Here is a 26,658-nt window from a genome sequence, read left to right as displayed (position 1 = left end):
AATGGAAATCAGGCATGCGACCAATCCAACAGATGTGAAACATTACGACACAGAAAGAATCCGAAAAGAGTTTTTAGTGGAAAACCTTTTTAACATCGGAGAATTGAACCTTGTTTACTCTCATTATGATCGTCTGATCACAGGAGGGGCAGTACCGGTAAAAGAGGCGCTAAAGCTGGAAGCCGGCGATCTTCTTAAAACAGAATATTTTCTGGAGAGACGGGAAGTGGGGATTATCAATATCGCCGATGGCGCCGGAATAGTTACAGTTGACGGAGAAAAGTATGAATTGAACAAACGGGATTGTGTCTATGTTGGTCTCGGACATGAGAATGTAACTTTCGCCAGCCAGGATAGCAGTAGTCCTGCCCGGTTTTATATTGTCTCTGCGACCGCCCACAAACAATACCCGACCAAAAAAATCGCCATTGAAGAAGCAACGCCTAATCATTTGGGTTCTGACAGCCAGTCCAACAAGCGGACCATCTATCAATATATCCATGCCGGTGGTATCCAAAGCTGTCAGCTTATGATGGGGATGACGCTTCTGGCGCCGAACAACATGTGGAACACGATGCCACCGCATCTTCATGACCGCCGCATGGAAGCATATTTATATTTTGATATGGAGGAGGATTCCCGTGTCATTCACTTTATGGGACGACCGGATGAAACGAGACACATTGTCATGAAAAATGAACAAGTCGTTTTTTCACCGCCATGGTCCATCCATTCTGGTGTAGGTACCAACAACTATACGTTCATTTGGGCGATGGCAGGGGAAAATTACACATTTACCGATATGGACGGCGTATCCATGGATGAACTAAAATAACCCTTTCCAACAGAAAATTGAGCGAGCCTTATCCGGTTCATTGTTTCTAAACAGTGAATCGGATTTTTATTACAAACGTCTTTTGCGTTTCCTTGAAGTTCTACATCATCAGCTCCAGGCGGAAGGAGTGTGTCGTAATAATGCCGCATGTACTATCCTGAGCTGAGAAATAACTTTTTCCCGGAAACAGCTAATTAAAAGAAGACATGATCGGGGAGTTGGAAAAAATGGGGAAGACATTAGAGCGGTTTTTCAATGATGAATATACAAGGAACACCGTTGAGAAACCAGCGCTTGAACAGTATCAAAGTAAGTGCTTCGAGCTGAAACAGAAACTGAAAGAGTTGTTGGGGGATTTTTCCGAGTGGGATAAAGCGACGTCGAGCCCTGTAATTGAAGATGTCGAGCAATTTGACTCTTATCGGCGGGAACGAATGCATGTGCGATTAGGCAATCAGCTTGAGGTTCCTTTCTATGTGCTTACACCCAGGCAGGAAAAAGCGGCTTATCCAGTTGTCCTTGCCCTGCACGGACATGGTTATGGTCCCAAACAAATCATCGGGCTTACGAAACAAGGGAAAACCGAGTCCATTTCAGCTAATCAGGCAGACTATGCATTACAATTGGTGGAACAGGGGTGTAAAGTGTTCGTACCGGCATTATTGGGCATTGGGGAAAGGATTTTTCAAATAGATGCCAAGGAAGGGAAAGACAAGTCGTGTGAGCGGCTCGCCCGTTTGTTTTTAATGCAAGGAAAAACGCTTCTAGGTGCCAGGGTTTGGGAAACCGGAAAGTTACTAGATGTCATTTCATCCTTTGATGATGTTCTTCCATGTAATATAGGAGTATTTGGCTTTTCCGGCGGGGCTGCAGTAGCTGGTTTTACAGCGATCTTAGACGAGAGACTGAAGGCGACGGTGTTGGCGGGGTATCCAGGTCTGTTTCGGGACAGCATTCTGCAGCAGCCTCATTGCCTGGACAACTATCTTCCTGGCATTCTAAAACTATCTGAGTTGCCAGGCTTGCTAGGACTCATATCGCCGCGCCCATTTTTTATAGAATCGGGAGAAAAAGATCTACTCTTTCCAGTAGAAAGTGCCCGCCTTGCTATCTCGCAATTGGAAATGATTTATCAGCAAAACGGCAAACCAGGAGCATTTGATTTTCATATTCACGACGGCGGTCATGAAGTCGATGGTAGCGAGTCCTATGCCTGGCTTATACAGCAGCTTAGATAGCAAAACGCTAGAGGTTCTATGAAGACATTCTATCTCGATTATGGTAGGTTAAAAATATGTGTAACTGCAGGAGGGTTGATATGCTATCAATTGAACGCTATCAACAGATATTAGCTGAACTGGAAAAAGAGAAGATTATCAAGGTATCAGCTCTTAGCAAACAATTAGGGGTTACCGAAAAGACGATCAGAATCGATTTGGAAACCCTGGAGAGCCGCGGGTTGCTCACCCGGATCCACGGCGGAGCAATGTTGGTGGAGTCAGAGGAACGATTGTTGCCGATCGAGGAACGGCAGTCCAGTCAAAACGAGATAAAACAAGCGATAGCAAGACGTGCAGTTCAATTGATTTCGCCAGGAGAAACAATCCTGATGGATGGAGGCAGTACGACAGTGGAAATCGCCAAGCAGCTAGGAGACAAGGATGTCACTGTCATCACGAATGATTTGAATATCGCTCACGTATTGCAAGCCAAACCGAAAGTGCAGCTTCTGGTTCCGGGTGGAGAGAGGATTGCCGATTCCAGCTCTCTTTTTGGCACACAGGCCACCGAGTTTCTGCAAAAGCTGCATGTAAACCGGGTGTTCTTTGGAGCTACGGGTGTATCGGTGGAGCAAGGATTATCTGTATTCACCAGTTTGCATGCAGATTGGAAAAAACAAATCGTAGAATGTGCAGATACAGTGACACTTGTCGCTGATTCTTCCAAGTTCGGCAAAGTGGCCCTCATCCAGTTCGCCGACATTGCCCAGGTAGATGTCATAGTCACGGATGATCGTCTGGATAAGACTTTTCACCAGAAGCTAAAAGGAAAAAACATTCAAGTATTGCTTGCAAAAAAATAAAGGAGGATTTTGGCATGGATGTGGTAACTCTAGGAGAAAGCATGGTTCTATTCACACCGGATACAGAAGGACCGCTCCGTTATGTCAGCGGCTTCCATAAAACCGTCGGCGGGGCGGAGTCAAACCTGGCGATAGCCTTGACGAGGTTGGGGCATCAAGCAGGCTGGATCAGCCGGCTCGGTAACGATGAATTCGGATTGTTTGTCCGCAATTTCATTCGCGGTGAAGGCGTCGATACATCGAAGGTCTCCTTTGATGAAAAATTGCCGACAGCTGTTTTTTTTAAAGAAAAGCTTTCTGCAGGCGATCCGAAAATATATTATTATCGAAAACTGTCCGCTGCCAGCGGATTAACACCTGATGATCTAGATGAAGAATACATAAAACAGGCGGCCTACCTTCATGTGACGGGCATCACGCCAGCTTTAAGCGAAACTTGTAAACAAACAGTCCTGGAAGCAATCCGCCTGGCTAAAGCGAACGGTTTAAAAGTGGTGTTTGACCCCAATCTCCGTCTGAAGCTGTGGTCCGAACAGGAAGCGGCGAAGACGTTGATGGAAATAGCAGCTCTAAGCGATATTGTGCTTCCGGGACTAGATGAAGGCGAGCTGATGACCGGCCACAACGAGGAAAAAAAAGTAGCTGAAGAACTGTTGGAGAACGGTGCAGATGTGGTGGTCATTAAACTCGGGGCAGCTGGTGCTTATTATGCTGCCAAGGGGGAAGCCGATTATGTAGAGGGGTACAAAGTAGACAGGATTATAGACACCGTTGGAGCCGGAGATGGTTTTGCAGCAGGCTTTATATCGGGACAGCTTCGTGGTTGGACGCTTGCCGAATCCGTTAAGTTGGGGAACCGCATAGGGGCCTATGCTTTGTCCGTCGCCGGTGATGTGGAAGGATATCCTTTCTGGCACCAAGTCGATCGCGAGCAGGAAAACAAGGAGATTTTGCGCTGAACAATAAGGAGGCAGAAAAAATGGAAAAAGCTGCAATAATGAAGAAAATGGTCGAAAATGGGGTCATAGCTGTTATTCGTAAAGTACCGGGAAAAGATGTAGAGAAAGTGGCTGAATCGCTGATAAACGGGGGGGTAAATGTACTTGAAGTAACGCTTGATGCTGAAAATGCCAATCAAATCATTCAAAGTCTAAGCAATAAGTTCGCCGGGAAAGCGGTGATCGGTGCCGGTACGGTTCTAGATGCGGCCTCCGCAAGAACAGCCATAGAACATGGGGCACAGTTTATTGTCAGTCCGCTTCTCGAACAAGAAGTAATCGAGGCAACCGTTGCTCTTGACAAAGTTTCTGTTCCAGGAATCATGACTCCGACAGAAGCGATGAGAGCGGTTAAGCTGGGCGCCGATATCGTCAAGGTTTTTCCAGCTTCGGCAGTTGGTCCTTCTTTCCTCAAAAATGTCAAAGGACCATTACCTGATATCACAATGATTCCAACCGGAGGCATTACGATAGAAAATGCTGCCGATTTCATCAAAGCGGGAGCAGCTGCGGTCGGAGCTGGTGGAAATCTTGTCGACAATCAGGCGATCAGAGAAGGGAACTTCACTCAGATTGAACAAGTCGCTGCCAAATATACGATGGCGGTTAAACATGCCAGGGCCAAGATATGACAGATTGCTAGCTTCACGAAATCATAACGACAAATCCCTTGTCATGAAAGGTAATTATTTGACACAACAAAGGAAAAGATTTATGTTTGTGAAGATAGTAGCATAAGGAATATTGCCTCTTGCCCATGGGTGTGTGCTCACGGATTGGAAGATACATAGGATGTAATGTTCTTGCTTCGTCGAGCGTTGGCAAATAGAAGTCTTTGATATTCTGGAAATGGTAGATTTTTCCTGCTTTTAAGTGTTCCTCATTGGAGGTATTGCACTTTTATATAAAAGAGAAAGGTGGACGATGAATATGAGCAACAAACCGAAAATTGTCGTTCTTGGTGCTGGTTATGCCGGCATGATGACGACTAAACGACTGACACAAAAGCTAGGCCAAGAAGAAGCAGACATTATTCTGGTCAACAAGCATAATTATCATTATCAATCCACGTGGCTTCATGAAGTTGCTGCGGGCACGATCGATGTCAACAAAGTCCGTATGCTTATCAGTGATGTTATCGATACGAACCGTGTGAGACTTGTCTTCGATACAGTACAGGAAGTGAAAAAAGATGAGCAGCGCGTCGTTCTGGAAAACGGTGAGCTGGAATATGACTATTTGGTGTTCTCCTTAGGATTCGAGAAGGCATCTTTCGGGATTCCCGGAATGGAAGAAAACTCCCTGTCAATTGAAAGTGTGGATAAAAGCCGCTTGATCAGTGAACATATCGAGCATCAGTTTGCCCGGTATAGCAGTGGGGAAGAAACAAGCGACGAGGCGCTGAACATCGTTGTAGGTGGATCTGGTTTCACCGGAATCGAATTCGTCGGAGAACTAGCAGAAAAAGTGCCGGAACTCTGCCGGAAATACGATATCGATCGCAGTAAAGCCCGTATCATTAATGTAGAGGCTGCACCTTCGATACTCCCTGGATTTGATGAAGAGCTTGTTGCTTATGCCCGTAAATCTTTGGAAGACCGTGGTGTAGAGTTCCGTATTGGCACGAAAATCCAGGAATGCAGAGAAGATGCATTTATTGTGGGTGACGACAACGAAGAAATTAAAGCAGGCACGATTGTCTGGACTGGCGGTGTACAAGGAAGCTCTATACTGGATAAGTCCGGTTTTGAAGTGTTCAAAGGCAAAGTCAATGTAAACGGCGACCTGCGTGTGCCGGGCCATGATAATATCTTTATTCTGGGCGACTGTTCCTGGGTAATGGATAAAGAAAACGATCGTCCATATCCTCCGACCGCCCAACTTGCTATCCAGGAAGCTGACACTGCTTCCGACAACCTTGCTGCATTGCTGCGTGGCGGCAAGCTGGAAGATTTCGTTTTTGATAACAAAGGGACGGTGGCTTCATTGGGCGGCAGCCATGCAATGGGAAGTGTATTCTCCGGCTATAAATTGTATGGAAAAACAGCCCGTGCCATGAAGAATGTCATTGATAACCGTTATTTATTCATGCTTGGCGGACCAAAGCTTGTCTTGAAAAAAGGGAAACTTCGTCCATTTTAATAACTAATCATCAAAACGCTCAGGGAGGGAAGTAGGTTGAAAAACACATTTCTAGTAACACTGCTTGCGGTCCTTTCTACGGTTGTCTATGCCGTAGTTTTGAGGAAACAGGAAGACAACAAACATTTTTGGTAATAAGCGTAACCGGAATCTTTCAGGGGTTCCGGTTTTTTCTTTAGGTTCTTATCACAGTCGTTGGTTTCATGTTTTTACTGTTTTTAACAAACAAGCGGTATAGCTTGAATGATACATCTTCATTTGCGGCAAGCGAGTTGGAGTACGACACTGCGGCCAAGACCCTGTGTTTTCCGCAGCGACATTCCTCGCTCTGACACTGTCAGAGTCACAATGAGGCCTCTTCTCCGGAAAAACTTATAGATGAATATTCACAGTTGAATGAAAAGAAGATGGAAAAGGAGCTTGCACTTTCCCGAGGAAAAAGATAAAACGAAAATGCAAACGTGCGTTCCTGTGATTGGTTGTCCGTGTTATAATGGAGGAGCATTACATGGAGTTTAGACAGTATTCCCCTTCTGCATTCCCTTCACAATCCGTTCCGCTATACATTCCTCCGAAAAAAGTGAAAATGGGTGATGACATATGAAATTGATTTTAGCTGAAAAACCTTCTGTGGCGAAAAATATTGCAGACGCTTTGCATATACGAACAAAACTGGATGGTTACTTTCAAGGCAATGACTATTTGGTTACTTGGGCATTTGGTCACTTGTTGCAATTATATGATGCAAAAGATTACGACCGTTCGATGACAAAATGGAGAATGGAAAATTTTCCTTTCATACCGGAGAAGTTTCTGTATAAAGTGAAAACGGACATCCGCAACCGCAATCGGGCCGATGGAGGGGCCCAAAAACAACTTCAAGTGATTAAGCGCTTGATGAAGCTGCCCGACGTGGTAGCAATCGTCTCTGCGTGTGACTATGACCGGGAAGGCCAGTTAATTGGTGACAGCATCATCAATTATATCCAACCGCAACAACCGGTTTACCGATTATTGATCAATGAGTGGACGAAAGAAGAAGTGCTTCGCGGACTAAAAAACATGCAACCCAACGATAAGTTGCGACCGCTGCAAGATGCAGGAATCAGTCGCCAATGGGCGGATTGGGTGATCGGTATCAATCTGACCTCTGTGGCTACACTCAAATACCAGCAGGGAAGTGGGAAGGCACTTAATATCGGCCGTGTTCTGATGCCGACATTGAAAATCATTTATGACCGGGATAAAGAAATAAAATCATTCGTCCCCGAGGATTATTTCAAGCTGACCGCGACTTTTACCGCAAAGTCCGGGGATACGTTTCAAGGCGTGTATCAAGAAAAAGAACAAGAAAAATTCAAGCAAAAGCAGCCTCTTGAGGACATCGCCGATGACATTACGGACAAGCAAGCCACCATCATAGATAAACAAGTGGAGAAAAAGAAGGAGTTCCCTCCATTCCTGTTCAATTTGTCCAATTTACAGGGGTATATGACAAACAGATATAACGGATGGACATCAGATAAAGTGCTAAAAGTCGCTCAATCCCTTTATGAAAAGAAGTGGATCACTTATCCCCGTACAGCAAGCACAGCTCTGGATGAAAGCCTGACTGGAAAAGCTGCTGCTGTATTGAAAACGTTGGCTGAAGACGTTCCGTACAAGGAAGAAATCCGTTTCTCGAAGTCAAAACGAGTCTTCAACAATGCAAAAGTGGAAAGTCATAGTGCGATCATGCCTACTTATTTAAAACCAAAACGGCTTACAAAGGACCAGGAACTCGTCTATCAGGCAATTAAGAACAGATTTATCATGCAGTTCATGCCGGTAGCAGAATACGAAGAAACGAGGCTCTATACTAAAGTAAAAGAACCGGAATTGCCGGGCTTGTTCTATACAAAGGGCAGAGTACAGTTGAAAGCGGGATGGAAACAGGTAGAAAGTATCCAGTCAAAGGAAACGATCCTTCCTTACGTAGAATCCAAAGAAATGGTCACCGTTAAGGACAGTGAAGTTTCCTCCCATGTGACAAAGCCTCCCAAACCTCACACTGAAAAAACATTGTTACGATTAATGGAAACATGCGGCAAGGTCCCGAAGAAGAAAGGACAAGGTGAGGAAGAAGAAATGACAGAAGTGCTGTCCGGCTTTAGCATTGGTACTCCGGCGACAAGGGCGGAAACAATAAAGAAATTGAAAGATGTAGGTTATATTACGATGCAAAGAAAAAATTTGATATGCACCGAGCTTGGAAACAAACTTGTGGAAACCTTTCCGATTGACCGGTTGTTTGATTTAGAATTCACTGGAAGATTGGAGAAGTCCCTTGCGGATATCGAAAAAGGCAATATGGATAAGGACCGCTTTTTGCAAACGGTGTTCACTTTTACCAAGCAATCTGTAGGCACGATTAAGCAGGAAACGGAAGTGACGATAAATAAGGTTGTCCGGCAAAAAGCATCTAGAGAGGTGCTTGGGAAATGTCCTGTATGTGGAAGCAAGGTTGTCGAAGGCAGCAAAGGATTTGGTTGCAGTAATTGGAAAAGCGGCTGTAAGTTTGTCGTTTGGAAAAATGACAAATACTTGGCGACAATGCGGAAACGGGCGACCAAAACGTTAGTAAAAGCATTGTTGAAAAATGGACGAGTATATGTAAAAGGCTTGACAAGTAAAAAAGGAAAAAAATTCAACGCCTATTTAAGCTACCAAAAAAATGCATCAAATGATTACTTCAGTTGGAAAATGGATTTTAATAAATAAATCGAAAAAGTTTGTCAGATGTTATGACAATAACGAAGCGGAGACCAACAGCCTGTGTTACATTTGACTCACAGAACATAACTGCAGACCAAATGGAACCTCTGCCATCCGCCATTTGGTGGTTAGCTGCAGGTTTTGTTCCGAAAGTTTGTGTCTCCCTCTTTTCTTTGCAAGGTGTCTGAGTGATTGCCGCCCATCCAACGGTAATCGCGAAAAGCCAAACCGGCTCTCCAAACAGTCGGTTTGGCTTTTTTGTTGAAGTAGCAGAGAAAATCAATCAGGAAGCAACATGGCGCTTCAGTGCGGAATAGCGTGTCAGCAGAAATAAGTTATGAACGCACAGCAGGTTTTGTGGGAGGCTCGATCCGCTTGTCCACGGCACGCAGGTTTATTCCCTTTATAAAGGGAGCACCACCGCATTTGACAGAGAGGCTCGAAATAGCCACTTCCTGTTCATTGGTAGCATACATTAAGTGCGTTTGGTTAGTAATTGTTGTGAAGGATTAGCTATGTAATCATTCCCGATATTTCTCAATACTCGTTTTGACAGACTCCATCATCTTTTGGAATGAATCTGCTGCAGCAACCGTGTCTCGCTTCTGGATTGCTTCCAACAAAGCTTCATGAAAAGGATAGCTCTGATTGAAAATATCATCCTGGCCAAAGGGCTCATTCCAGAATTGGTGGAAAGTGTCCCAGACAGAATCGATAATACTGGTAAGTAACGGATTGTTGGCTGCTTCATATAAAGCCCGGTGAAATCCGGCATCGGCGCGATTTGCTTGCTCTCGTTCACCTTCTTTAATGTGATCTACATAGTCGGATAAAAATTGCCGCATGATGGAAATGTCTTTACTTGTCGCTTTGTGGACCGCCAAGTCAACAGCTTTTCCTTCTAAAGCCGTTCGGACATCAAGCGCATCCAGTAAAAATTTCTTTTCATTTTCCACATCGAAAGCAGTCCTGATATAAAAAGGTTTTGCGTCTTTTATAAATGTCCCTTTTCCATTCAATACTTCAACAATGTCTTGTGATTCAAGCAATTGCAGTGCTTCGCGGAGAGTGGATCGGCCAATCCCCAAAGCACTCATTAATTCGGCCGCAGCAGGCAGCCGATCTCCGGTAGTAAGGTTTTCATTTTTAATATACTGTTTAATTTCATCGGCTACCATTTCGGATAGCCGTTTTTTCTTTACTGTTTTCATGTAATAAGCACCTCGCAAATCAATTACCTTCATTATAGCAAAAAAAGCAAATAAGAGATGGAGAAGCAAGAGGAATGAAATAAAAAGATAAATTATCAGAAAAATTTAACCTTTCATACAGGTTGATAGTATGATAGTATAAATACACATATTACTACAAACAGAAATCCTGCAAGAAAGAAGGATGAAAAAATGCATTACACCGATGAAGAAATCTGCACACAATTAGGGGAGTCTTTCAGTGACCATCATGGAGCTGTGTCACCGCCTGTTTACCAAACGAGCCTGTTTGCGTTCGAATCATTTGAAGCTTTCACGGAAGCGCAGAAAAGAGAGCGCGAACATTACGTTTATACGAGGGGTGTCAATCCTACGACAGAAATACTGGAAAACAAGCTCGCTTTACTGGAGAGGGGGGAGAAATGTAAGTGCTTTGCATCTGGCATGGGGGCCATAAGCAGTATCTTTTTATCCTTGCTGCAAAGTGGTGATCACGTTTTGTTTGTGAACAACATTTACGGACCTACCATACAACTGTTGGATCACTTAAAACGCTTTTATATCGATCATAGTACTGTAGGCAATAGTCTGGAGGAAATAGAACAGGCTATTAAACCGACTACTAAGCTCATTTATGTAGAAAGCCCGGGAACCATGTTAATGAAAGTAGTGGATCTTCAACAAGTCACACGGATTGCCAAAAAAAATGAAATCATCACGGCTATAGACAATACGTGGTCCACGCCTATTTTCCAAAAACCTTTACTCCATGGATTCGATCTATCGGTTCATTCCTTGACGAAATATATAGGAGGGCATAGTGACGTTGTAGGCGGAGCGGTAATTGGAAATGAAGAACTTATTGATACTATCTCGAAATTTGGTTTTCAACTAAATGGAGCGGTTTTGTCTCCCCATGATGCAGCCTTGATTATCAGGGGACTCCGGACACTTCCCATCAGGCTAAGGCAGCATCAGCAACATTGCCTGAAGGTGATCGATTACCTGAAAGGCAAGGAAGAAATAAAAAGTATTCACCATCCAAGTCTTCATTCTTTCGAAAACCGTTTTATCGACAAGCAAATGAAAGGTTTTTCTGGTTTGTTAAGCTTTGAATTAAAAGATGCAGGCTTCGAGCAAGTCGCCCGATTTATTGATCATTTATCGGTGTTTAAAATCGGCGTAAGCTGGGGAGGTTTTGAAAGCTTGGTAAATGCTCCGGTGAAAAAGGGGAATGAAGAGGAATTGATTAAACAAGGACTGAGCCCGGGACTGGTTCGTTTGTCGATTGGACTTGAAGGTGCGGAATTATTGATTCAGGATTTGGAACAAGCTTTTAAGGGTTTAAGCGGGAAAGCGGAAATCCAATAATGAAAAGGAGAGGTTAAAAAATGAACGATGCAAAAACAAAACGGCCATCGATTGGGATGGCGATGATTCCGATAGGCCTGGCCATAGCCATTTTCATCATCGGGATCGGTATATTGAAATATCAGGCTGAACTGATGTTAATCTTTGCTGGTGCCTTGTTCGCCTTATTTGCGACGTTTTATGGCCGTTCATGGGAAGAAATTTTAGTAGTGATGGGTGATAAAATCAAAAAAGCCTTGCCGGCTATATTGATATTGTTCAGTATTGGTATGTTGATCGGTACCTGGATGATTTCAGGAACGATACCGTTTTTTGTTTATTATGGACTGGAAATCATCAACCCTGCCCATCTTTACGTGATGGCTTTTCTGGTGACGGCCATCGTCTCGACTTGTGTAGGAACCTCTTGGGGCTCAGCCGGAACCATAGGGGTGGCACTGATGAGCATTGCCCAGACTATGGATTTATCCATGGCTGTTACTGCAGGTGCTGTCGTATCCGGTGCCTATTTCGGTGATAAATTATCGCCGCTTTCCGATACAACCAACATGAGCTCGCTTGCTGCGGGGGCGAATTTGTACGAACATATTCGCCATATGCTCTATACATCGATACCTTCTTCCATTGTAGCGGCCATCGTATTCTTCCTGATGGGCCTGCAAATCGACTCAACTACAGACCAACTTGCCAATGTGGATGAAATGCTTGGCGGGCTAAGACAACTGTTCAATTTGAATCTCGTTGTGTTGCTCCCGGCTGTTATAGTGATCGCAGGTTCTCTTATGAAGAAATCTCCGTTGATAGTGTTGTTTGTCTCAGCGTTGACTGCGATGCTAGTGGCATTGGTTTTCCAGAATGCCACCGTTGGCAATCTGGTTACTTCGGCCGTAGAAGGATTTAACGTGGAGATGATCGCTTCAGCAACAGGCACCGATGCTTCCATCATTGGACAAGATATGCAGGATTTACTCAATAGAGGAGGGTTATACTCTATGTATGGGGCTACATTCTTTGTATTTTGCGCTTTTTTCTTTGCATCAGCCCTGGAAGTTTCCCAAGCCCTTAATGTTGTATTGGAACAGGTGATTGTCCATTTGCGCTCGGTGGGAAGTGTGGTAGCTGCCTCGTTGGTTACCGGCTTTGCAGTCATAAATTGTACTTCCAACGCATTGGTAACGTACTTCTTGGTTCAGGATATTTATGGAGGCGTTTACAAAAAGAAAAAACTGCATCCAGTCAACTTGTCGCGAAGTATGGAGGATTCTGTTACGGTCACGGAAGCTTTGATGCCATGGACAGTTTCTGGCGTTTTCATGGCTACTACGCTGGGGGTAGGAAACTTTGAATTTCTGCCTTGGGCGATATTCAACCTGGGCGGCATCGTTTTCTCTGCTTTGTATGCCTTCCTTGCACCAGTGACTGGCGGATTTGGAATTCGTAAACTGCAGGAGGAGCCGGAAAGCGGTAAGGCTTCTTCTAAAACTGCTATCTAAGAGTAAAATACAGCCTGGCAACATTTTCATTGTGTAAAGTGCAGGATTTCTTGAGAACTCTGCTGGAATTAGAGGGGAAGGTTGGAATTCTCATGGAACGTACTTATCCACCTCGCTGGGATGACCCAACTTCTTTCCAAAGATGCAACTGGATTTTGTTTTAACCAAACAGTTTCGTGGAAAAATTAACGTGAAAGTGATAATATCTAATTTGCCGTCTTTTCAAACAAGGCGAATGTAGAGAAAAAGGAGGGTAACCATGGCTGAAAAGATTACAGCAGAGCAATTTAAAGAACTGACAAATACGATGGACAAGCCACTCATCCTCGAATTCGGAGCTGACTGGTGACCAGGCTGCCGTATGTTGAGACCGGTGGTCTCAAGCGTTTCTGAGCAGCTTGATACTGTGGACTTCTACTATGTGGATGTAGACGAGTCGGCAGAATTGGCTGAACAGTTCGGGGTTCAAAGCATCCCGACATTGGTAAAAATAAAAGATGGCGGAGAAGAAGCGGATCGTTCTGTCGGTTTTATGCCGGAGGAGCAGGTCAAAGCCTTCGCTGAGTCATAAATGCAAAAAAAGGTGCCCACGTCATGGACGGTTGGGCACCTTTTGATGTAATCTCCCTTTATACTTCATGTGACGCAGAGGGTGTGAGAGGTTCGGGCGTTCATACGCGGAAAGAGCGACCTTATTTCCTCTGCAGCTTTTAGGACACCCCCTATTAATTAGCCTTTCGAAAAAGAGAGGGTGGAGTGAAAATCACCCCACCCTCCATATTTGACAGAGACCTTTAACTTAACAGCTGAAATGTATACCCTTCCTGTTTAATGGATTGAATCAACGCAGGAAGAATTTTAACTGTCTGCTCAAGTTCGTGCAGCAAAATAATCGCTCCGTCCTGTAAGTTGGGAAACGTATTGTCAACAATTTGCCGGGGATTGTCTTTTAGCTCCCAATCAATCGAGGCTATTTTCCAAAGTACTATGGTCAAACCAAGCTCCTTTGCGGCACGTTTCGTGTTTTCATCATATTGGCCAAAAGGTGGCCGGAAATACGTTATTTTTTGACCGGTAATCGATTCCAAACTTCTGACACTGCCGGCCAGCTGTCGATATTGTGCTTGGTAATCGAGTCTGGTCATGTCTGGGTGTGTAATCGTATGGGTGCCGACTCGATGTCCTTCTTCAATCAATCTTTTCCATGGTCTAGCTGGATAGAGTAGTTTGGATTGCCAAAAAAACATAGCCGGCACGTTTTCATGCTTTAATATATCTAGTATTTCTGGCAGTACACTGCTTGGTCCATCGTCAAAGCTCAGCATCACGGTTTTATCCTTCGGTTCCGGAAGGGTTGTGATAATTTCTTTGTCCTTTGAGTCGTACACGACTCTTGATTGATCTGCAATTCATGGACTATATGCCATTTTTCCCCTCCTCTATTTAGTTGTAACCACAGCTCACCGGTTCTTTGTTTTCCCGTTTTCTTCTTGGGATTCGTAGGTCTCAAGATATTCCCGGTCAGTAAACTGCTCTGGTTTCCCATCGAATATAATTTTCCCTGCTTTCAATGCTACAATCCTGGTCGCATATCTTTTAGCTAGTCCAACATCGTGGACATTGATGATGGTCAGTAAATGGCGTCTTCGATGCATCTGCTCGAGCAGGGAAAAGATATGGTTGGATGTCCCTGGATCGAGACTGGAGACTGGTTCATCCCCCAGCATGACTTGCGGTTGCTGTACAAGTGCCCTTGCAATACCGACCCGCTGTTTTTGTCCTCCGCTCAATCGCTCGACTCGCCGATCTGCCATGCTGGATAAGTCGACATCTTCAATTACCTGTTTTGCCTGTTGCTTTTCCTGATCATTAAACCAACCGATAAGGTTTTTCAGGTTGCTTCGATAGCCAAACGTACCAGTAAGCACATTTTGCATGACGCTCAGGCGGGGAATCAGATTAAAATGTTGAAAAATCATTCCCATCTGCCGACGCACTTTTCGTAATTGTTCTTCAGACATTTTTGACAGGGGTCGGCCGTCCCAACGCACTTCGCCTCTCGTAGGTACTTGCAGCCCGTTGATACATCGTATCATGGTGGACTTTCCCGAGCCGCTTTTTCCGAGGATACAGACGAATTCGCCCTGTTCCAGGGTTAAAGTTATATCCGACAAAGCTTCCTGTTCACCGCCGGGATACCGGACAGACACTCCATTTAATTCCAGCAATTGGCGCACCTCCTTATATGACTCGATTTCTGACATAGCTGCCCAATAAGTCGACAATGATGACGATGACCATGATAATCAATACATCCAGCGAAACAGAGGAGTATTGAAAGGTTTTGAAGTCATTGAATAAACGCTGGCCGATACCGCCGCCGCCGATGAAACCGAGAACAAGCGATGTCCGAATCGCCACTTCAAGCCGATAAAAATAGTGTGACAGAACATTCGGCCAGATTTGCGGAACGATACTGAATAAATGGGCAAACCAATTTTTGGATCCGACCGCTTTCATCGCTTCTTGCGGTCCTGGATCAGAGGCTTCTACTAACTCGGAAATCAATTTTCCCAGGACACCGATATTATGAAATGCAATCGCCAGAACAGCCGGGAAAGGACCTAGTCCTAAAGCCGTCAACAAAATCAGACCGAACACGATTTCCGGGATGGAGCGCATGAAACTCAATGCAAATCGTGATAAATGGTAGACAGGCTTGGTTGGAGAAGTGTTCCAGGCAGCGATAAAGCTGATTGGCAGCCCGAAAAACAGCCCGATAAAACTTCCTAAAAAGGCCATGCCCACTGTTTCCAAACTATCACTGATCATACCGGGCAATTTGGAAGTATCCATCGGAAACCACTGTGCCAAAAAATCGATCATATTGCGAAAATCACGAAATTTTGATAAATCAAATTCGGTCAGACGCATGCTGAAATATAAGAGTAGACAAAGGATAAGCACTGTCACTAAATTTTTTCGTTTAAACCACATGAAAATCAGCTCTATTCTTCGATAACGCCTTGTTTGACAGCTGCATCAAGGATGCTTTTATAATCTTCATTCGTCGCTGTCGTAAAACCTGTTGCTCCAAAGGCATTAAGGATTTCTTCATCATCTATACCCTGGAAAGTTTCCTGCAATGTAGCAATGGTTTCTTCATCCGTATCTTGATGCACGGCCCACGGATATTGGAATAACTCTTCTGATTTCCAGATTGTTTTGATTTGATCGCCGTCCACTTTTCCTGATTCGACTAACTGATTAAAGATAGCACTGTCAATTGCTCCGGCGTCGACTTGTTTGTTTTGCACCGCCAATGCAGTCGCATCGTGAGAACCTGTGAAACGGACAGAATTAAAAGAATGGTCGTCTTCCGATTGATAAACACCTTGGTCTTGAAGTTCGATTTCTGGAATCAATGCACCCGAAGTTGAATTGGGATCACCAAAAGCAAAATCAATTTCTTCCGGATTTGCAAGTAAGTCTTCTAAAGACCCCCAAGGATTGTCTTTGTGTGTAATGATATAGGAGTGATAATAAGGTTCACCATCTATTAATTGCGTAATGATCGCTTTAGCTCCGCTTTTTTCATGAGCGACTACATATGTCAGCGGACCAAAGTACGCCATGTCGATTTTGTCGTAATTCATTGCTTCCACTACACCATTATAGTCAGGGTATACATCGACTTTTACGTTCTCTTCCATTGCTTCGTCTAAAATGGATTGAAGTTTATCCATCGCCTGCTGCATTTCGCCTTCTGTTTGTGCAGGTATTACTCCGATAGTGAACGTGTCCTCTGCATTGTTATTCTCTTGTTCGTCGGCTTGATCATTCTCCTGGTCATTCCCGCAAGCGGAGAGAAGTACTGACAAACTTATAATGATTGCTAAGTATATCCATTTTTTCATCTCTTGATCACCTCATGATTTCATTTGCCGGCTATTTTTACTATTATCCAAGAAGAAAAAGGACTCTTTTGAGCCCTTTTTCCCTAAATACAGAAAGTTTATACTACAGAAATACGTCCGCAGTTTTCACTGGTGACGTCACCGATTATTGCTGAGGGTACATTGCTGTTTTGCATTTTTTGTTGTAACTCGTCAGCTTCGGCTGCTGGCACAGAAATCAGCAGGCCGCCGGATGTGACAGCGTCACACAGGATCAATTGGTCCAAATCACTAATCTGATCACTGTAATCAATGCAATCGGCCAACCATTTATGATTCTTCTTCGAACCACCAGGAATGACATTCTTTTCAGCCAATTCTTTTGTACGGGAAAGAAGTGGTACTTTATCATAATGAATGGTGATGCCGACATTGCTGCCTTCAGCTATCTCCCTTGTATGACCAAGCAATCCAAAGCCGGTGACATCTGTACATGCATTCACGGTATGGCTTTCCATCGCTTCGGCAGCATACTTATTCAAAGCAGCCATTACTTGCATCACTTCCTCGGTTGTCTGGTCGTCCAGCAAGCCATTTTTGATGGCTGTCGTCAAAATCCCGACTCCGATAGGTTTAGTAAGAAGCAGCTTGTCGCCCGGTTTCGCACCAACGTTCGCGCGGATCTTGTCAGGGTGAACGGTTCCGGTGACCGACAATCCAAACTTCGGTTCCTGGTCGTCGATAGAATGGCCTCCGACCAATACCGCCCCTGACTCGTTCACTTTGTCAGAAGAACCGGCGAGGATGTCGGCGAGAATGCTCTTATCCAATTCGTTGATTGGAAAGCCGACAATGTTCATTGCCGTAATTGGCTTGCCGCCCATCGCATAAACATCGCTCAAAGCGTTTGCTGCCGCAATTTGTCCAAACATATAAGGATCATCCACGATGGGAGTGAAATAGTCCAAAGTTTGTACGAGGGCTGTCTCATCATTGATTTTATAAACACCTGCATCGTCTGAAGTTTCTAGACCGACGAGCAGATTTGGATCTGGAACGGATGGTGGTAAGTGACGCAGCACCTGCGTCAGGTCCTCGGGACCAATTTTGCATCCTCAGCCACCTTTGCTTGATAAAGAAGTCAATTTTATTATTTCTTCTTTCGACATATTTCTCACACTCCTTTGCTTCCTTAAGGACTGAAATACTGCCTTCTGAAAATTATGCGACCAATTACGTAAGCTGTTTATAGATTCCCAACAGTTTTTTGGCCTCTTGTTGACTGGAATGGTGTTCAGAAATATAGCGGCTAGCAGCATGTCCTATGGACTGTCTTAAATTGTAATTATTCATGATTTTTTCGGCATAAGCAAGAAATTCGTTTTCATCATGGTAAACAAATCCGTTCTCGCCATCGATGACAATACTACGATTCCCTTGATTGTCCGAAACTAAAACTGGTAAACCAGCAGCCATCGCTTCCAATATTGCCGAGGGTTGGCCTTCTGCGATCGAAGTGTTTAGCAGAACATCGGCCGCCTGATAAATGCTTCCCATTTTTTCATGGTCTATTTGTCCTAGATAGCTAACCCAATGGTTGTTTTTAGCAACCAATTGTTCCACTTCATTTCCTTCTTCTTCTTCCAGTACAGGGCCGACCAACGCCAAGCGGGTGGTTGGGTATTCGGTGTACAGCTTTTTCATCATGTTGATGGCCGCTGGTACATTTTTCACTTTTCTTATACCTGCCGGAAGGACAAATAAAGTGGTACCTGGTTCCTTCTCATAATTGTCTCCGGAAACCGGAAATTCATCAGTGCCTTGTGGAATTACATGAACTTTTCCGGCGATATCAGGGACTTCTTCTAACAGGGTGATCTTTGCTTCCTCGTTAAATACATGAACGGCCCGTGCTCCTGTCAAAGAAGCGATCGTATCAGTTCTAGTCGATTCCTCGTATAAATAATGGCTTAGGTCCGTACCGGTAACAGTAATTACATATGTTTCCGGCTTCTCGTCCATCTGTTTATAATACTGATAAAAACGATAGGCATGAAAACCGTGTATTAAATCGGCAGCGGGAAAATCTTTTGGCGGTTTTTCTTCCGTGATCGATACGATGTCTGTTTCGATGTTTAATTTTTGCAATGCCTTGGAAATCCGCCGGACTGTCACGGTGTTCCCCCGCTGTTGATGATAATTTGGCGTTGCGAGGACAATCTTCATCATACACCTCCTTTGGCAAAAAAGGTTGGTACGGGCGTAGTTGTAAGTTTCAGCTCATCCATATGGCTGGATGACCTTACTTTACCCGGAAGAGAACATAATAAGCCGCAATTCATTATGTGGAATTGCGGCAGTGCTTTCCTATGTATTGGCGGGACTGTGTGGGAATCGAACCCACCGGAGACGGCACGCGCCTCCCTCAGGGTTTTGAAGACCCAGGGGAACACCAGTCACCCATCCAGCCCCATCAGTCATTATCGCCAAGCCTCACCAAGTTTATAACGATTTTACCAGTGGTGCAAGTACAAAGCCTCAGTAGTTTTTACCAGCTTACATTGCAATCAGGGGAGAGGCAGATACTATGCTGGATACTGTAGGAAAAGAGGTGGAAAAATGGGCAGGGATGAACATCGCCATTCAAGAGGTAAAAACAAAGTGAAATTGCCTCAAACACCGGCACATGAAAAAGACAAAACAGGCGTAGATATCGATATGTCGAAGAACCCACGCGTCCAATTCGGGATTAACGAAGAAGAAAAATAATTGGTCATATCCAAGGGGGGTCAGTCCCTGAAATCCGCCTTACAGCTCATTAGGTAGGGGAAAGGGGACTGACCCCAAAAGCGTCAAAAATCTGAATTTTACTGGTTTTTAATTCTTGCGGGGACAGACCCAGTAATTCGCGAACGAAGTCGCGATGCTGATACTGTAAGGTTTTAGTGCTGCGTAGGGTGGTACTCTAGTTTTTCGCTAAGAGTGAGGGACAGACCCCCGTGGTGTTTGTCGATAGGGTTTTATGTTGTTGGGGACTGACCCTTCCTCCTGACCCTTCCTCCTTTCTCTCTGCTTCCTGATTCTTACTACTTGAATCAGGCTCTTAAGATGATTACAGTTATAAGTACCAAGACAGAATGAAAGAGGGTGGGATGATGGACGATACTTACTATACAATCGGTATGGCCGGTCACATCGATCACGGCAAAACTACATTGACCAAGGCATTGACCGATGTCGATACGGACCGGTTGAAAGAAGAAAAAGAAAGAAATATTTCGATTGAAGCAGGATATGCTCCTTTACATACAGAGGATGGTACGCACGTATCTATCGTGGATGTTCCAGGTCATGAACGGTTTATCCGACAAATGATAGCCGGTGTGGCTGGCATTGATTTGGTGGTATTGGTAGTTGCTGCGGATGAAGGGGTGATGCCGCAGACGAAGGAACATCTGGAAATCCTCCAATTTCTAGGAATAAAACGATGTATTGTCGCTATAACGAAAATCGACCGGGTAGATGAAGAACTACAGGAGTTGGTGGGAAGTGATATTAAAGAAGCATTGACAGGCACGATTTTCTCGGATGCTGAAATGGTGTTTGTGGATGGTGTTTCTGGAAAGGGAGTGGAAGAGCTCCGGCTGACCATTTTCTCCGCTCTGAAGCAGGTGGAATTTCGAGACCGGTTTGGTTCTTTTCGCCTTCCGATCGATCAAGTTTTCACTGTTCAGGGACAAGGAACCATTGCCAGAGGAACTATATATGAAGGAGTGGTTCGCCAAGGAACTCCGCTGACGATTTTGCCCGCTGGAAAAATAGTAAGAGCACGCAACATTCAGGTTCACCATAAAGATGTCCAGGAAGCAAGGGCAGGCCAGCGTACTGCAATAAATGTCACCGGTGTGGACCGTGAGGAGATCAACAGAGGAGATGTGCTGGTAGCATCTAATCATTTCCTGGTCAGTAAGACAATTGATGTGGCTATGAGACTGGTGGATGGAATGCGACATCCTATAAAACAGCGCGCTCCCGTTAAATTACATATCGGAACATCCGAAGTGATGGGCAAAATTGTGTTTTTCGATCGCAATGAAGCACAAAAATCACCGGATGAAATTCTTTGTCAGCTTCGTTTGGATGAGGAAGTTGTCGTGCGTCGGGGAGATCGTTTCATTATCCGGAGACCGACTCCGGTAGAAACAATCGGCGGTGGCTGGGTTATTGACCCGAAAGGCGAAAAATACCGTTTCGGTGCAAAAACGATAAAGATGCTTGAACAGAAAAAAGAAGGTACACCGGAGGATTTAATCTCCACAGTATTACATGAGCATACCTTGTTGAATGAACAGCAAATCATTCAATTCACGTCGTTAGACAAATCAGTCGTTTTAGAGGCGTTAAATCGAGGAATCCAAGCGGAACGATTTATCCGAACAGGAAAAAACTTTGTTTTAACGAATACGTTTGATAAAGGCAAAGAATCCCTGGTTGAGTGTTTGGAAAGCTATCAGCAGCAGAATCCAATGCGTCCTGGTATTAACAAAGCAGAGTTGCGCCAGCATTTTCGCGATACTTTTCCCAAGCCGTTTATCGATTTTGTCATAACGGAAATGGTGGAACAGAAAATGGTAAAACAGCAGGAACAGTACTTGGCAACAGCGGATTTTCACCAGCATTTGCCGCCACGCTGGAAAGCGAGATTGGAAGAAATTATTGAACAGCTAAAAGCGGATGGCCTGCAAATCAGAAAATGGGAAGAATATTTTGTTGGTAGCCCGCTGCCTGAAGAAATGGGTGGTGAATTTAAAAATTATTTGCTGCAAACCGGCCAGGCTTATGCCCTTACAGAAGAAATGCTTATCGATCGGCAAGTGTTCCTGGATGCCGTCGAAAAGTTGAGAAGGCATACAGATGAAACCTTCGGGCTTCAGGACGTTAAGGAAGTCTGGAACATTTCCAGAAAGTATATGATTCCACTTCTTGAATTACTTGATCAATGGGAATGGACGATCCGGGAAGATGGCAGCCGGCGTTGGCTTCCTTCGGGAAAGTGAATTGTCGGATATCTTTAGTCAAATAAGTAAAGAGGAGGAAGAGAAACGAATGAGATACGAGGTATCGATAGAGTTCTGCATGCAATGAAACTATGCACCAAAAGCCGCAAGTTTTGCGGAACAGTTATTTACTCATTATCGGTCATCGATTGCATCCCTTCATTTGGTACCCAGCTCGGGAGGGGCGTTTGAAATCTCCGTGAATGGCAAGCTGCTTTATTCAAAATTAGAAACAGGAGCTTACCCCGAATGGAAAGCGATTGTCGATAAAATGGATCATTTATAATAAGATAAGAGAGTCGTCGATACTGCGGCTCTTATTTTATTTGACTGGGTATCCATCATCGAATTGATAGGTTCAAGTCCAATTTTCAGGCTATAATGAAAGTAGAGTATAAGTTAGGGTAAATGGAGGAAAATGAAATGAAACATTTGCTGCGGGAGCTACCGCCTGTCCATGAATTTCAGCAGCACCCGAAATTCCGCCACCTTTCAGAGCAATACGGCATTCCTGAAGAGGAAGTCACTGGATACATAAAGTCCGCATTGCATGAATTGCGCAATGCGCTGCTCGAAGGTGTCAATCCTGCAGGAGAGGCTGGGGGACAATATTTCGCCGAATACATATGGCGAGACATCGAAAAGCGTCTGCAATGCTTTCAACAGGAGAGGCTTCGTCCGGTGATCAATGCAACGGGAACGGTTTTGCACACTAACCTCGGCAGAGCACGGCTTAGTGCGGAAGCCATTCGTCATATGGAGCAGGTGTCAGCTGGATATTCCAATTTAGAGTATGATATTGAATCTGGGAACAGAGGTTCGCGTCATGATATTCTCGAGGATTTACTCGTGAAGCTGACGGGAGCGGAGGCGGCAATGGTGGTAAACAATAACGCTGCAGCTGTCTTCCTCGTCTTGCGGGCATTGGCAAAAGAGAAAAATGTGATAGTTTCACGGGGGCAACTAGTCGAAATCGGAGGATCTTTCCGAGTCTCGTCCATCATGGAAGAAAGTGGAGCGAACTTGGTGGAAGTCGGCACGACGAATAAAACCCACCTATACGATTATCAACAGGCAGTGGATGAGGAAACAAGAATGGTCTTAAAAGTTCATACCAGTAACTTTAAAACAGTGGGTTTCACGGAGTCTGTAGGTACCAAAAAATTGGCAGAGTGGAAAAGCCGTTATCCGGATATCATTTTTTATGAGGATTTGGGAAGCGGCGCGCTATATGATTTTAAAGCAGAGGGGATTGGAGACGAGCCGATAGTCAGAGAGGTCATCAAGGATGGCGCTGATTTAGTATCCTTCAGCGGGGATAAACTGCTGGGTGGTCCGCAGGCTGGCATCATAGCTGGAAAACGGAAATTCATCCAACAATTGAAAAAACATCAGCTCGCCCGTGTTCTCCGTGTCGATAAAATGACATTTGCCGGTTTGGAAAAAACCTTGCGTGCTTATATAACTGGAACTGCGGCAGAACAGTTGCCCACAGTCCGGGATATTGTGAGAAGTCCGGAAACCATCCAAAAGCAAGCTGAAACGCTAATCACGAGAATGACGGACGAACTTCCGCACCTGCATTTCGAATTGATGGAAGATGTCTCGCAAATCGGCGGAGGTACGATGCCGGCAGTCGAGTTGCCTACTTATGTGGTGGCAATTACCCTTCCTGGACTGACCGCACAACGTTTGGCAGATAGCTTGCGATTGGGAAATCCGGCTATTATCCCACGGATTAAAGGGGAGAAAGTGTTACTTGATTTAAGAACCATCTCAGAGGATGACATGCAAACTCTCTATGGCCAGATGGTCCGTTTATTCAAGAAAGAAAACTGACTGGACAAGACGTTGTTCTTCTAAAACGATTCGCTTCCACATCAGCTCTTCAATCTTAATGGCCGCCGCCATTCGGCTGTTTCTTGCAGGAAAAATGGGAGTGAAGGTCGTGAAGGTGCGGGTCGAGAATATTTGAATAGTAGCTGAAAAGCTTGCGGCTTATGTAGAAACCGAACGAATTCATTGAATTCGTTCGGTTTTTTGATATATGGCCACATCTTCCGTTAAACTTCCTTTAATCCCGTCGTCGTATTGCTGCGGCATGCGAATTATCTTTCCGGAGTGGTATAGCCTGCCATATATGGAGAAACAAGGCTGGAACATATCATAAATCTTTTGGAAAAACCGAACGGTGACTGGACCAGAATTGTATAACTGGATTTTCTGGATTTTGGGGCAGGATTTTTCTGACCGGCATGGAATATATATGATTGGGAATCAACAGTAGAAAACGACAAAGCAGGTGGAGAGATGACATACATAATCGAAACGATGAAGTTCCCGGTCGACAACTTTTTAGGTATGCTTTTATACGTAGTATTGTTTATGCTGACGGCAGCATTGCTGGTGGGAGTTCCGCTTCATTATCTCCCTTATCAAATACCTTATGCTGTTAAAAACGCCGCAATCGGAACGGCGGTTTTCATCGGTATCTTTATATGGTGGCTTTTGATATTTTAGAAAGAATTATATACTCCGAACACTATTTCCTATTTGAAGGTATTATCATTTTCTGCTTTATGTTTCCACTCAGGCTGCAACAGAGAAAAAACCAACGCATCATGGGATTGCTTGTTCTGATACAAGTATCCTCTCAAAGTGCCCTCTTCCGTGAATCCCCTATTGCGAAGCAATTGATTGGAAGCATGATTTTGCGGGAAAGTAACCGCGCCAAGCCGGTATAACCCGAGCTTTTCAAAACTGTATTCCATTATCTTGTTGATTGCTTCGGTTGTATACCCCATTCTCCAAAAATCAGGATGGATCTCATAACCGATTTCAGCTTTTTTACTATAGGTGCTTAGATTATTCAGCCCGGCACTCCCGATAAAACTGTTGCTTTCTTTTAGAAGCAAGCCCCAGCGAATGCCGCGTCCGCTCTTAAATGTTTCATGCAATGAGTAGATCATTTCCTCTGCTTGTTCCATGTTCACCAGGCTGTTCATACCATAATATTTCGTTACTCGATCATCAGACATGATGCTAAAAAAACTCGCCGCATACTGCTTGTTTATTTCCACCAATTTCAGTCTTTCTGTTTCAAACTCCGGAAATCTCATTTTCAGTCCACCTCTTTTACAAGTTCCTAATATAGGAGAAAGTTGTGGTCAATGTTATCCTAACTTTTCATACGATTCAATCTTTTTTAGCTCTGTTTCATGATTTAATTGTAAGAAGAATGGAGGAAGGTGTTTATCCATTGTTCAAGTGGAAAAGGAATAATGCCTAAAACAAAGCCGGACGTATTCAAATCTTAAGGATTCGAACTCGTCCGGTTTTTGGTTTGATTTTCACTGCCTGCTTTTTTGAGTTGGCAAATAATGATTTGGAAGCATGTCTTTGGAGCGTGTACTGTTCAATACCATTACCTTCATGTTATAAGCGGCTGATACTGTTCTTTGAGTTGCTCCTTCAGCGTCGAAAGGGTTATAGGAAAGGTGGGTTCCCCCATATAACCAGGCGCAATTTCGTACTGCCCGAAGGCGATAACCAAATCCCCATCTTCGATATAAAAAGATTGGTCACTAGTAATGCTTTGAAAAGCGCTCGCTCCTGTAAATGGATCGTCAGGGTGGAAATAGCTTCCTTCCCCAGCTTTTTCTTGCTCCTTGATTTGCCGATGAATTTCCTGATTGATCATTTCTGCGTAGTCGCTGTTTTCATGGAAAAGATCAGAAAGAATTAACTGCTGATTATCGTTCAGGTCGATATTATAGTAATCGGTTACTGTAATCCCATGTGCACCGCCTGTATAGGTGTAGGTAGACACGGTGAAAGACAAAATCTGATCAGTATTCTTAAGATTGTAGTCGATTTTCAATTCATAGGGATTAAAAGGCCTGTTTTCCTGGTCGGCATTCTTTTGAGCCTGTTTTGCCTGAACAATGATCTCTTTCTTTGCTTCCAGTGCTTGTTTTTTGATTTTATTATTCAGCTGCTTTTCGAATTTTCTATCGGAAAGGCCATTCACGATAGGTACGTTTAAGTCGATGGTGACAAAATCAGTTTTTTCCTGAATTACTTTTGACCCAATGATAATACTTCCAGTGTCGGATTGGTCGTCTGCAGGTTCGACCGATAAAGCTCCCGCGGGATGCGGAAGAGCGCAAAACCAGTAAAAAATTGCAGTCAGAAATACGATATTCGTTTTATTCATATATGACTGTTACCTCCTGTATTTTTGATTAGCTTTCCATATTTTTCAGCAATAATGCTTGGGCGGGAAAAATAGCAGGAATAATTCCCCTCACAGCGAAATAATAAATCGTCGAACAAATAATTTTGCATTCAGGAAGGGTGATGGCAGATGATACAAGTAAAACAAATCGAACCGGAGAGTACATACTCATTACGTCATCGGATTTTAAGGCCGAACCAAACAATACAAGAATGTTTGTATCCGAACGACTTTGAGTGGGATGCTTTCCATTTAGGGGCTTATGTAGACGGGAAGTTGATCAGCGTTGCTTCTTTTTACCCGGAAAATCATCGGGCGTTTACAGAATCAAGGCAGTTCAGGTTACGTGGGATGGCGACCTTGGAGGCATATCGTAAACAAAAAGCAGGAAGTGCTTTGATTCAAAGGGGGGAAGCAATAATGTCGGAGAAGAAGGCCTCACTGTGGTGGTGCAATGCCCGTACAAGTGTCAGTGATTATTATCGGAAAATGGGGATGGACTCAGAAGGGGGGATTTTTGATATCGAGCCAATCGGCCCCCACCGCTTAATGTATAAGCGGCTGGGTGAATAGGGAGAGGA

24 protein-coding genes, 1 tRNA gene and 1 pseudogene are annotated in these 26,658 nt (G+C 44.2%); 16 read left to right on the top strand and 10 right to left on the bottom strand.

Going from position 1 to position 26,658, the window contains the following annotated elements; genetic code table 11:
* Position 1 precedes the first annotated feature (1 nt).
* From kduI to ABVF09_RS01645, 7 genes are all read left to right on the top strand, one after another.
* The gene (gene kduI / locus ABVF09_RS01675) at positions 2-835 is read left to right on the top strand and encodes a 5-dehydro-4-deoxy-D-glucuronate isomerase (RefSeq protein WP_371068469.1); all 834 of its coding nucleotides are present in this window, start codon (positions 2-4) and stop codon (positions 833-835) included.
* A gap of 227 nt (positions 836-1,062) precedes the next feature.
* Positions 1,063-2,073 carry a dienelactone hydrolase family protein gene (locus tag ABVF09_RS01670; protein WP_371068468.1) on the top strand — a complete coding sequence of 337 codons (1,011 nt, stop codon included), beginning with the start codon at positions 1,063-1,065 and terminating at the stop codon, positions 2,071-2,073.
* 80 nt (positions 2,074-2,153) lie between these two features.
* On the top strand, positions 2,154-2,918 hold the full coding sequence (locus ABVF09_RS01665; protein WP_026570604.1) for a DeoR/GlpR family DNA-binding transcription regulator: 765 nt from the start codon (positions 2,154-2,156) through the stop codon (positions 2,916-2,918).
* 14 nt (positions 2,919-2,932) lie between these two features.
* Complete coding sequence (locus ABVF09_RS01660; RefSeq protein WP_371068467.1) at positions 2,933-3,877, top strand: sugar kinase; 945 nt, start codon at positions 2,933-2,935, stop codon at positions 3,875-3,877.
* A gap of 20 nt (positions 3,878-3,897) precedes the next feature.
* On the top strand, positions 3,898-4,548 hold the full coding sequence (locus ABVF09_RS01655) for a bifunctional 4-hydroxy-2-oxoglutarate aldolase/2-dehydro-3-deoxy-phosphogluconate aldolase (RefSeq protein WP_026570602.1): 651 nt from the start codon (positions 3,898-3,900) through the stop codon (positions 4,546-4,548).
* A gap of 298 nt (positions 4,549-4,846) precedes the next feature.
* Positions 4,847-6,058, top strand: coding sequence for an NAD(P)/FAD-dependent oxidoreductase (locus tag ABVF09_RS01650; RefSeq protein ID WP_026570601.1), 1,212 nt, complete (start codon positions 4,847-4,849; stop codon positions 6,056-6,058).
* 600 nt (positions 6,059-6,658) lie between these two features.
* Positions 6,659-8,818: a type IA DNA topoisomerase gene (locus tag ABVF09_RS01645; protein ID WP_371068466.1), complete on the top strand. Its 2,160-nt coding sequence runs from the start codon at positions 6,659-6,661 to the stop codon at positions 8,816-8,818.
* A 515-nt stretch (positions 8,819-9,333) separates the two neighbouring features.
* Here the strand turns inward: ABVF09_RS01645 and ABVF09_RS01640 are convergent.
* Positions 9,334-10,023 carry a FadR/GntR family transcriptional regulator gene (locus ABVF09_RS01640; RefSeq protein WP_371068465.1) on the bottom strand — a complete coding sequence of 230 codons (690 nt, stop codon included), beginning with the start codon at positions 10,021-10,023 and terminating at the stop codon, positions 9,334-9,336.
* A gap of 192 nt (positions 10,024-10,215) precedes the next feature.
* Here ABVF09_RS01640 and ABVF09_RS01635 point away from each other — a divergent pair, with 192 nt between their 5' ends.
* The 3 genes from ABVF09_RS01635 (at position 10,216) to ABVF09_RS01625 (ending at position 13,458) form a co-directional block, all read left to right on the top strand.
* Entirely contained in the window at positions 10,216-11,394 is a 1,179-nt protein-coding gene (locus ABVF09_RS01635) for a trans-sulfuration enzyme family protein (protein ID WP_153461864.1), read from the top strand.
* Positions 11,395-11,414: 20 nt separating this feature from the next.
* The gene (nhaC, locus tag ABVF09_RS01630; protein ID WP_371068464.1) at positions 11,415-12,887 is read left to right on the top strand and encodes a Na+/H+ antiporter NhaC; all 1,473 of its coding nucleotides are present in this window, start codon (positions 11,415-11,417) and stop codon (positions 12,885-12,887) included.
* A gap of 364 nt (positions 12,888-13,251) precedes the next feature.
* The gene (locus ABVF09_RS01625; protein ID WP_161629535.1) at positions 13,252-13,458 is read left to right on the top strand and encodes a thioredoxin family protein; all 207 of its coding nucleotides are present in this window, start codon (positions 13,252-13,254) and stop codon (positions 13,456-13,458) included.
* 223 nt (positions 13,459-13,681) lie between these two features.
* Here the strand turns inward: ABVF09_RS01625 and ABVF09_RS01620 are convergent, their stop codons facing one another.
* The 7 genes from ABVF09_RS01620 to ABVF09_RS01590 form a co-directional block, all read right to left on the bottom strand.
* Entirely contained in the window at positions 13,682-14,275 is a 594-nt protein-coding gene (locus tag ABVF09_RS01620) for a polysaccharide deacetylase family protein (RefSeq protein WP_337189814.1), read from the bottom strand.
* A 72-nt stretch (positions 14,276-14,347) separates the two neighbouring features.
* On the bottom strand, positions 14,348-15,115 hold the full coding sequence (gene phnC / locus ABVF09_RS01615; RefSeq protein ID WP_026570595.1) for a phosphonate ABC transporter ATP-binding protein: 768 nt from the start codon (positions 15,113-15,115) through the stop codon (positions 14,348-14,350).
* A gap of 13 nt (positions 15,116-15,128) precedes the next feature.
* Complete coding sequence (gene phnE, locus ABVF09_RS01610; RefSeq protein ID WP_026570594.1) at positions 15,129-15,884, bottom strand: phosphonate ABC transporter, permease protein PhnE; 756 nt, start codon at positions 15,882-15,884, stop codon at positions 15,129-15,131.
* An 11-nt stretch (positions 15,885-15,895) separates the two neighbouring features.
* Entirely contained in the window at positions 15,896-16,804 is a 909-nt protein-coding gene (phnD, locus tag ABVF09_RS01605) for a phosphate/phosphite/phosphonate ABC transporter substrate-binding protein (protein ID WP_371068463.1), read from the bottom strand.
* A 98-nt stretch (positions 16,805-16,902) separates the two neighbouring features.
* Positions 16,903-17,952 (bottom strand): selenide, water dikinase SelD, encoded by a 1,050-nt coding sequence (gene selD / locus ABVF09_RS01600; protein ID WP_200865434.1) that lies wholly within the window; start codon positions 17,950-17,952, stop codon positions 16,903-16,905.
* 64 nt (positions 17,953-18,016) lie between these two features.
* On the bottom strand, positions 18,017-19,009 hold the full coding sequence (locus tag ABVF09_RS01595; protein ID WP_035426746.1) for a glycosyltransferase: 993 nt from the start codon (positions 19,007-19,009) through the stop codon (positions 18,017-18,019).
* Between the two features lie 149 nt (positions 19,010-19,158).
* A tRNA-Sec gene (locus tag ABVF09_RS01590) sits at positions 19,159-19,255 on the bottom strand.
* Positions 19,256-19,402: 147 nt separating this feature from the next.
* On the opposite strand from ABVF09_RS01590, the gene ABVF09_RS01585 reads away from it, so the two are divergent.
* The 5 genes and pseudogenes from ABVF09_RS01585 (at position 19,403) to ABVF09_RS01565 (ending at position 24,360) form a co-directional block, all read left to right on the top strand.
* A complete protein-coding gene (locus ABVF09_RS01585) occupies positions 19,403-19,552 on the top strand; it encodes a YfhD family protein (protein WP_371068462.1) in 150 nt (49 codons plus the stop codon).
* 386 nt (positions 19,553-19,938) lie between these two features.
* Positions 19,939-21,840, top strand: a complete 1,902-nt coding sequence (gene selB, locus ABVF09_RS01580; RefSeq protein ID WP_371068461.1) for a selenocysteine-specific translation elongation factor — start codon at positions 19,939-19,941, stop codon at positions 21,838-21,840.
* Between the two features lie 100 nt (positions 21,841-21,940).
* Positions 21,941-22,126, top strand: a pseudogene (locus ABVF09_RS01575) (Rdx family protein); the annotation flags it as partial.
* Positions 22,127-22,263: 137 nt separating this feature from the next.
* Entirely contained in the window at positions 22,264-23,679 is a 1,416-nt protein-coding gene (gene selA, locus ABVF09_RS01570) for an L-seryl-tRNA(Sec) selenium transferase (RefSeq protein WP_371068460.1), read from the top strand.
* A 471-nt stretch (positions 23,680-24,150) separates the two neighbouring features.
* On the top strand, positions 24,151-24,360 hold the full coding sequence (locus ABVF09_RS01565; RefSeq protein ID WP_026570588.1) for a hypothetical protein: 210 nt from the start codon (positions 24,151-24,153) through the stop codon (positions 24,358-24,360).
* A gap of 29 nt (positions 24,361-24,389) precedes the next feature.
* Here the strand turns inward: ABVF09_RS01565 and ABVF09_RS01560 are convergent, their stop codons facing one another.
* Positions 24,390-24,959 (bottom strand): GNAT family N-acetyltransferase, encoded by a 570-nt coding sequence (locus ABVF09_RS01560; RefSeq protein ID WP_026570587.1) that lies wholly within the window; start codon positions 24,957-24,959, stop codon positions 24,390-24,392.
* Positions 24,960-25,270: 311 nt separating this feature from the next.
* Positions 25,271-26,056: a DUF3298 and DUF4163 domain-containing protein gene (locus ABVF09_RS01555; protein ID WP_051390423.1), complete on the bottom strand. Its 786-nt coding sequence runs from the start codon at positions 26,054-26,056 to the stop codon at positions 25,271-25,273.
* Between the two features lie 150 nt (positions 26,057-26,206).
* Between ABVF09_RS01555 and ABVF09_RS01550 the strand changes: the two genes are divergently transcribed.
* A complete protein-coding gene (locus tag ABVF09_RS01550) occupies positions 26,207-26,650 on the top strand; it encodes a GNAT family N-acetyltransferase (RefSeq protein ID WP_371068459.1) in 444 nt (147 codons plus the stop codon).
* The last annotated feature ends 8 nt before the right edge of the window (positions 26,651-26,658 follow it).

The organism is Sediminibacillus sp. JSM 1682029 (assembly GCF_041366435.1).
GTDB classification, from domain to species: domain Bacteria; phylum Bacillota; class Bacilli; order Bacillales; family Amphibacillaceae; genus Sediminibacillus; species Sediminibacillus terrae.
The sequence above is the reverse complement of the archived record's forward strand: the minus strand, read 5'-3'. Positions and strand labels throughout refer to the sequence as shown.

Excerpts from the sequence above, each read along its gene's own strand:
- kduI (WP_371068469.1), top strand. The coding sequence starts at position 2 with ATGGAAATCAGGCATGCGACCAATCCAACAGATGTGAAACATTACGAC.
- ABVF09_RS01670 (WP_371068468.1), top strand. The coding sequence starts at position 1,063 with ATGGGGAAGACATTAGAGCGGTTTTTCAATGATGAATATACAAGGAAC.
- ABVF09_RS01665 (WP_026570604.1), top strand. The coding sequence starts at position 2,154 with ATGCTATCAATTGAACGCTATCAACAGATATTAGCTGAACTGGAAAAA.
- ABVF09_RS01660 (WP_371068467.1), top strand. The coding sequence starts at position 2,933 with ATGGATGTGGTAACTCTAGGAGAAAGCATGGTTCTATTCACACCGGAT.
- ABVF09_RS01655 (WP_026570602.1), top strand. The coding sequence starts at position 3,898 with ATGGAAAAAGCTGCAATAATGAAGAAAATGGTCGAAAATGGGGTCATA.
- ABVF09_RS01650 (WP_026570601.1), top strand. The coding sequence starts at position 4,847 with ATGAGCAACAAACCGAAAATTGTCGTTCTTGGTGCTGGTTATGCCGGC.
- ABVF09_RS01645 (WP_371068466.1), top strand. The coding sequence starts at position 6,659 with ATGAAATTGATTTTAGCTGAAAAACCTTCTGTGGCGAAAAATATTGCA.
- ABVF09_RS01640 (WP_371068465.1), bottom strand. The coding sequence starts at position 10,023 with ATGAAAACAGTAAAGAAAAAACGGCTATCCGAAATGGTAGCCGATGAA.
- ABVF09_RS01635 (WP_153461864.1), top strand. The coding sequence starts at position 10,216 with ATGCATTACACCGATGAAGAAATCTGCACACAATTAGGGGAGTCTTTC.
- nhaC (WP_371068464.1), top strand. The coding sequence starts at position 11,415 with ATGAACGATGCAAAAACAAAACGGCCATCGATTGGGATGGCGATGATT.
- phnE (WP_026570594.1), bottom strand. The coding sequence starts at position 15,884 with ATGTGGTTTAAACGAAAAAATTTAGTGACAGTGCTTATCCTTTGTCTA.
- phnD (WP_371068463.1), bottom strand. The coding sequence starts at position 16,804 with ATGAAAAAATGGATATACTTAGCAATCATTATAAGTTTGTCAGTACTT.
- ABVF09_RS01595 (WP_035426746.1), bottom strand. The coding sequence starts at position 19,009 with ATGAAGATTGTCCTCGCAACGCCAAATTATCATCAACAGCGGGGGAAC.
- ABVF09_RS01585 (WP_371068462.1), top strand. The coding sequence starts at position 19,403 with ATGGGCAGGGATGAACATCGCCATTCAAGAGGTAAAAACAAAGTGAAA.
- selB (WP_371068461.1), top strand. The coding sequence starts at position 19,939 with ATGGACGATACTTACTATACAATCGGTATGGCCGGTCACATCGATCAC.
- selA (WP_371068460.1), top strand. The coding sequence starts at position 22,264 with ATGAAACATTTGCTGCGGGAGCTACCGCCTGTCCATGAATTTCAGCAG.
- ABVF09_RS01565 (WP_026570588.1), top strand. The coding sequence starts at position 24,151 with ATGACATACATAATCGAAACGATGAAGTTCCCGGTCGACAACTTTTTA.
- ABVF09_RS01560 (WP_026570587.1), bottom strand. The coding sequence starts at position 24,959 with ATGAGATTTCCGGAGTTTGAAACAGAAAGACTGAAATTGGTGGAAATA.
- ABVF09_RS01555 (WP_051390423.1), bottom strand. The coding sequence starts at position 26,056 with ATGAATAAAACGAATATCGTATTTCTGACTGCAATTTTTTACTGGTTT.
- ABVF09_RS01550 (WP_371068459.1), top strand. The coding sequence starts at position 26,207 with ATGATACAAGTAAAACAAATCGAACCGGAGAGTACATACTCATTACGT.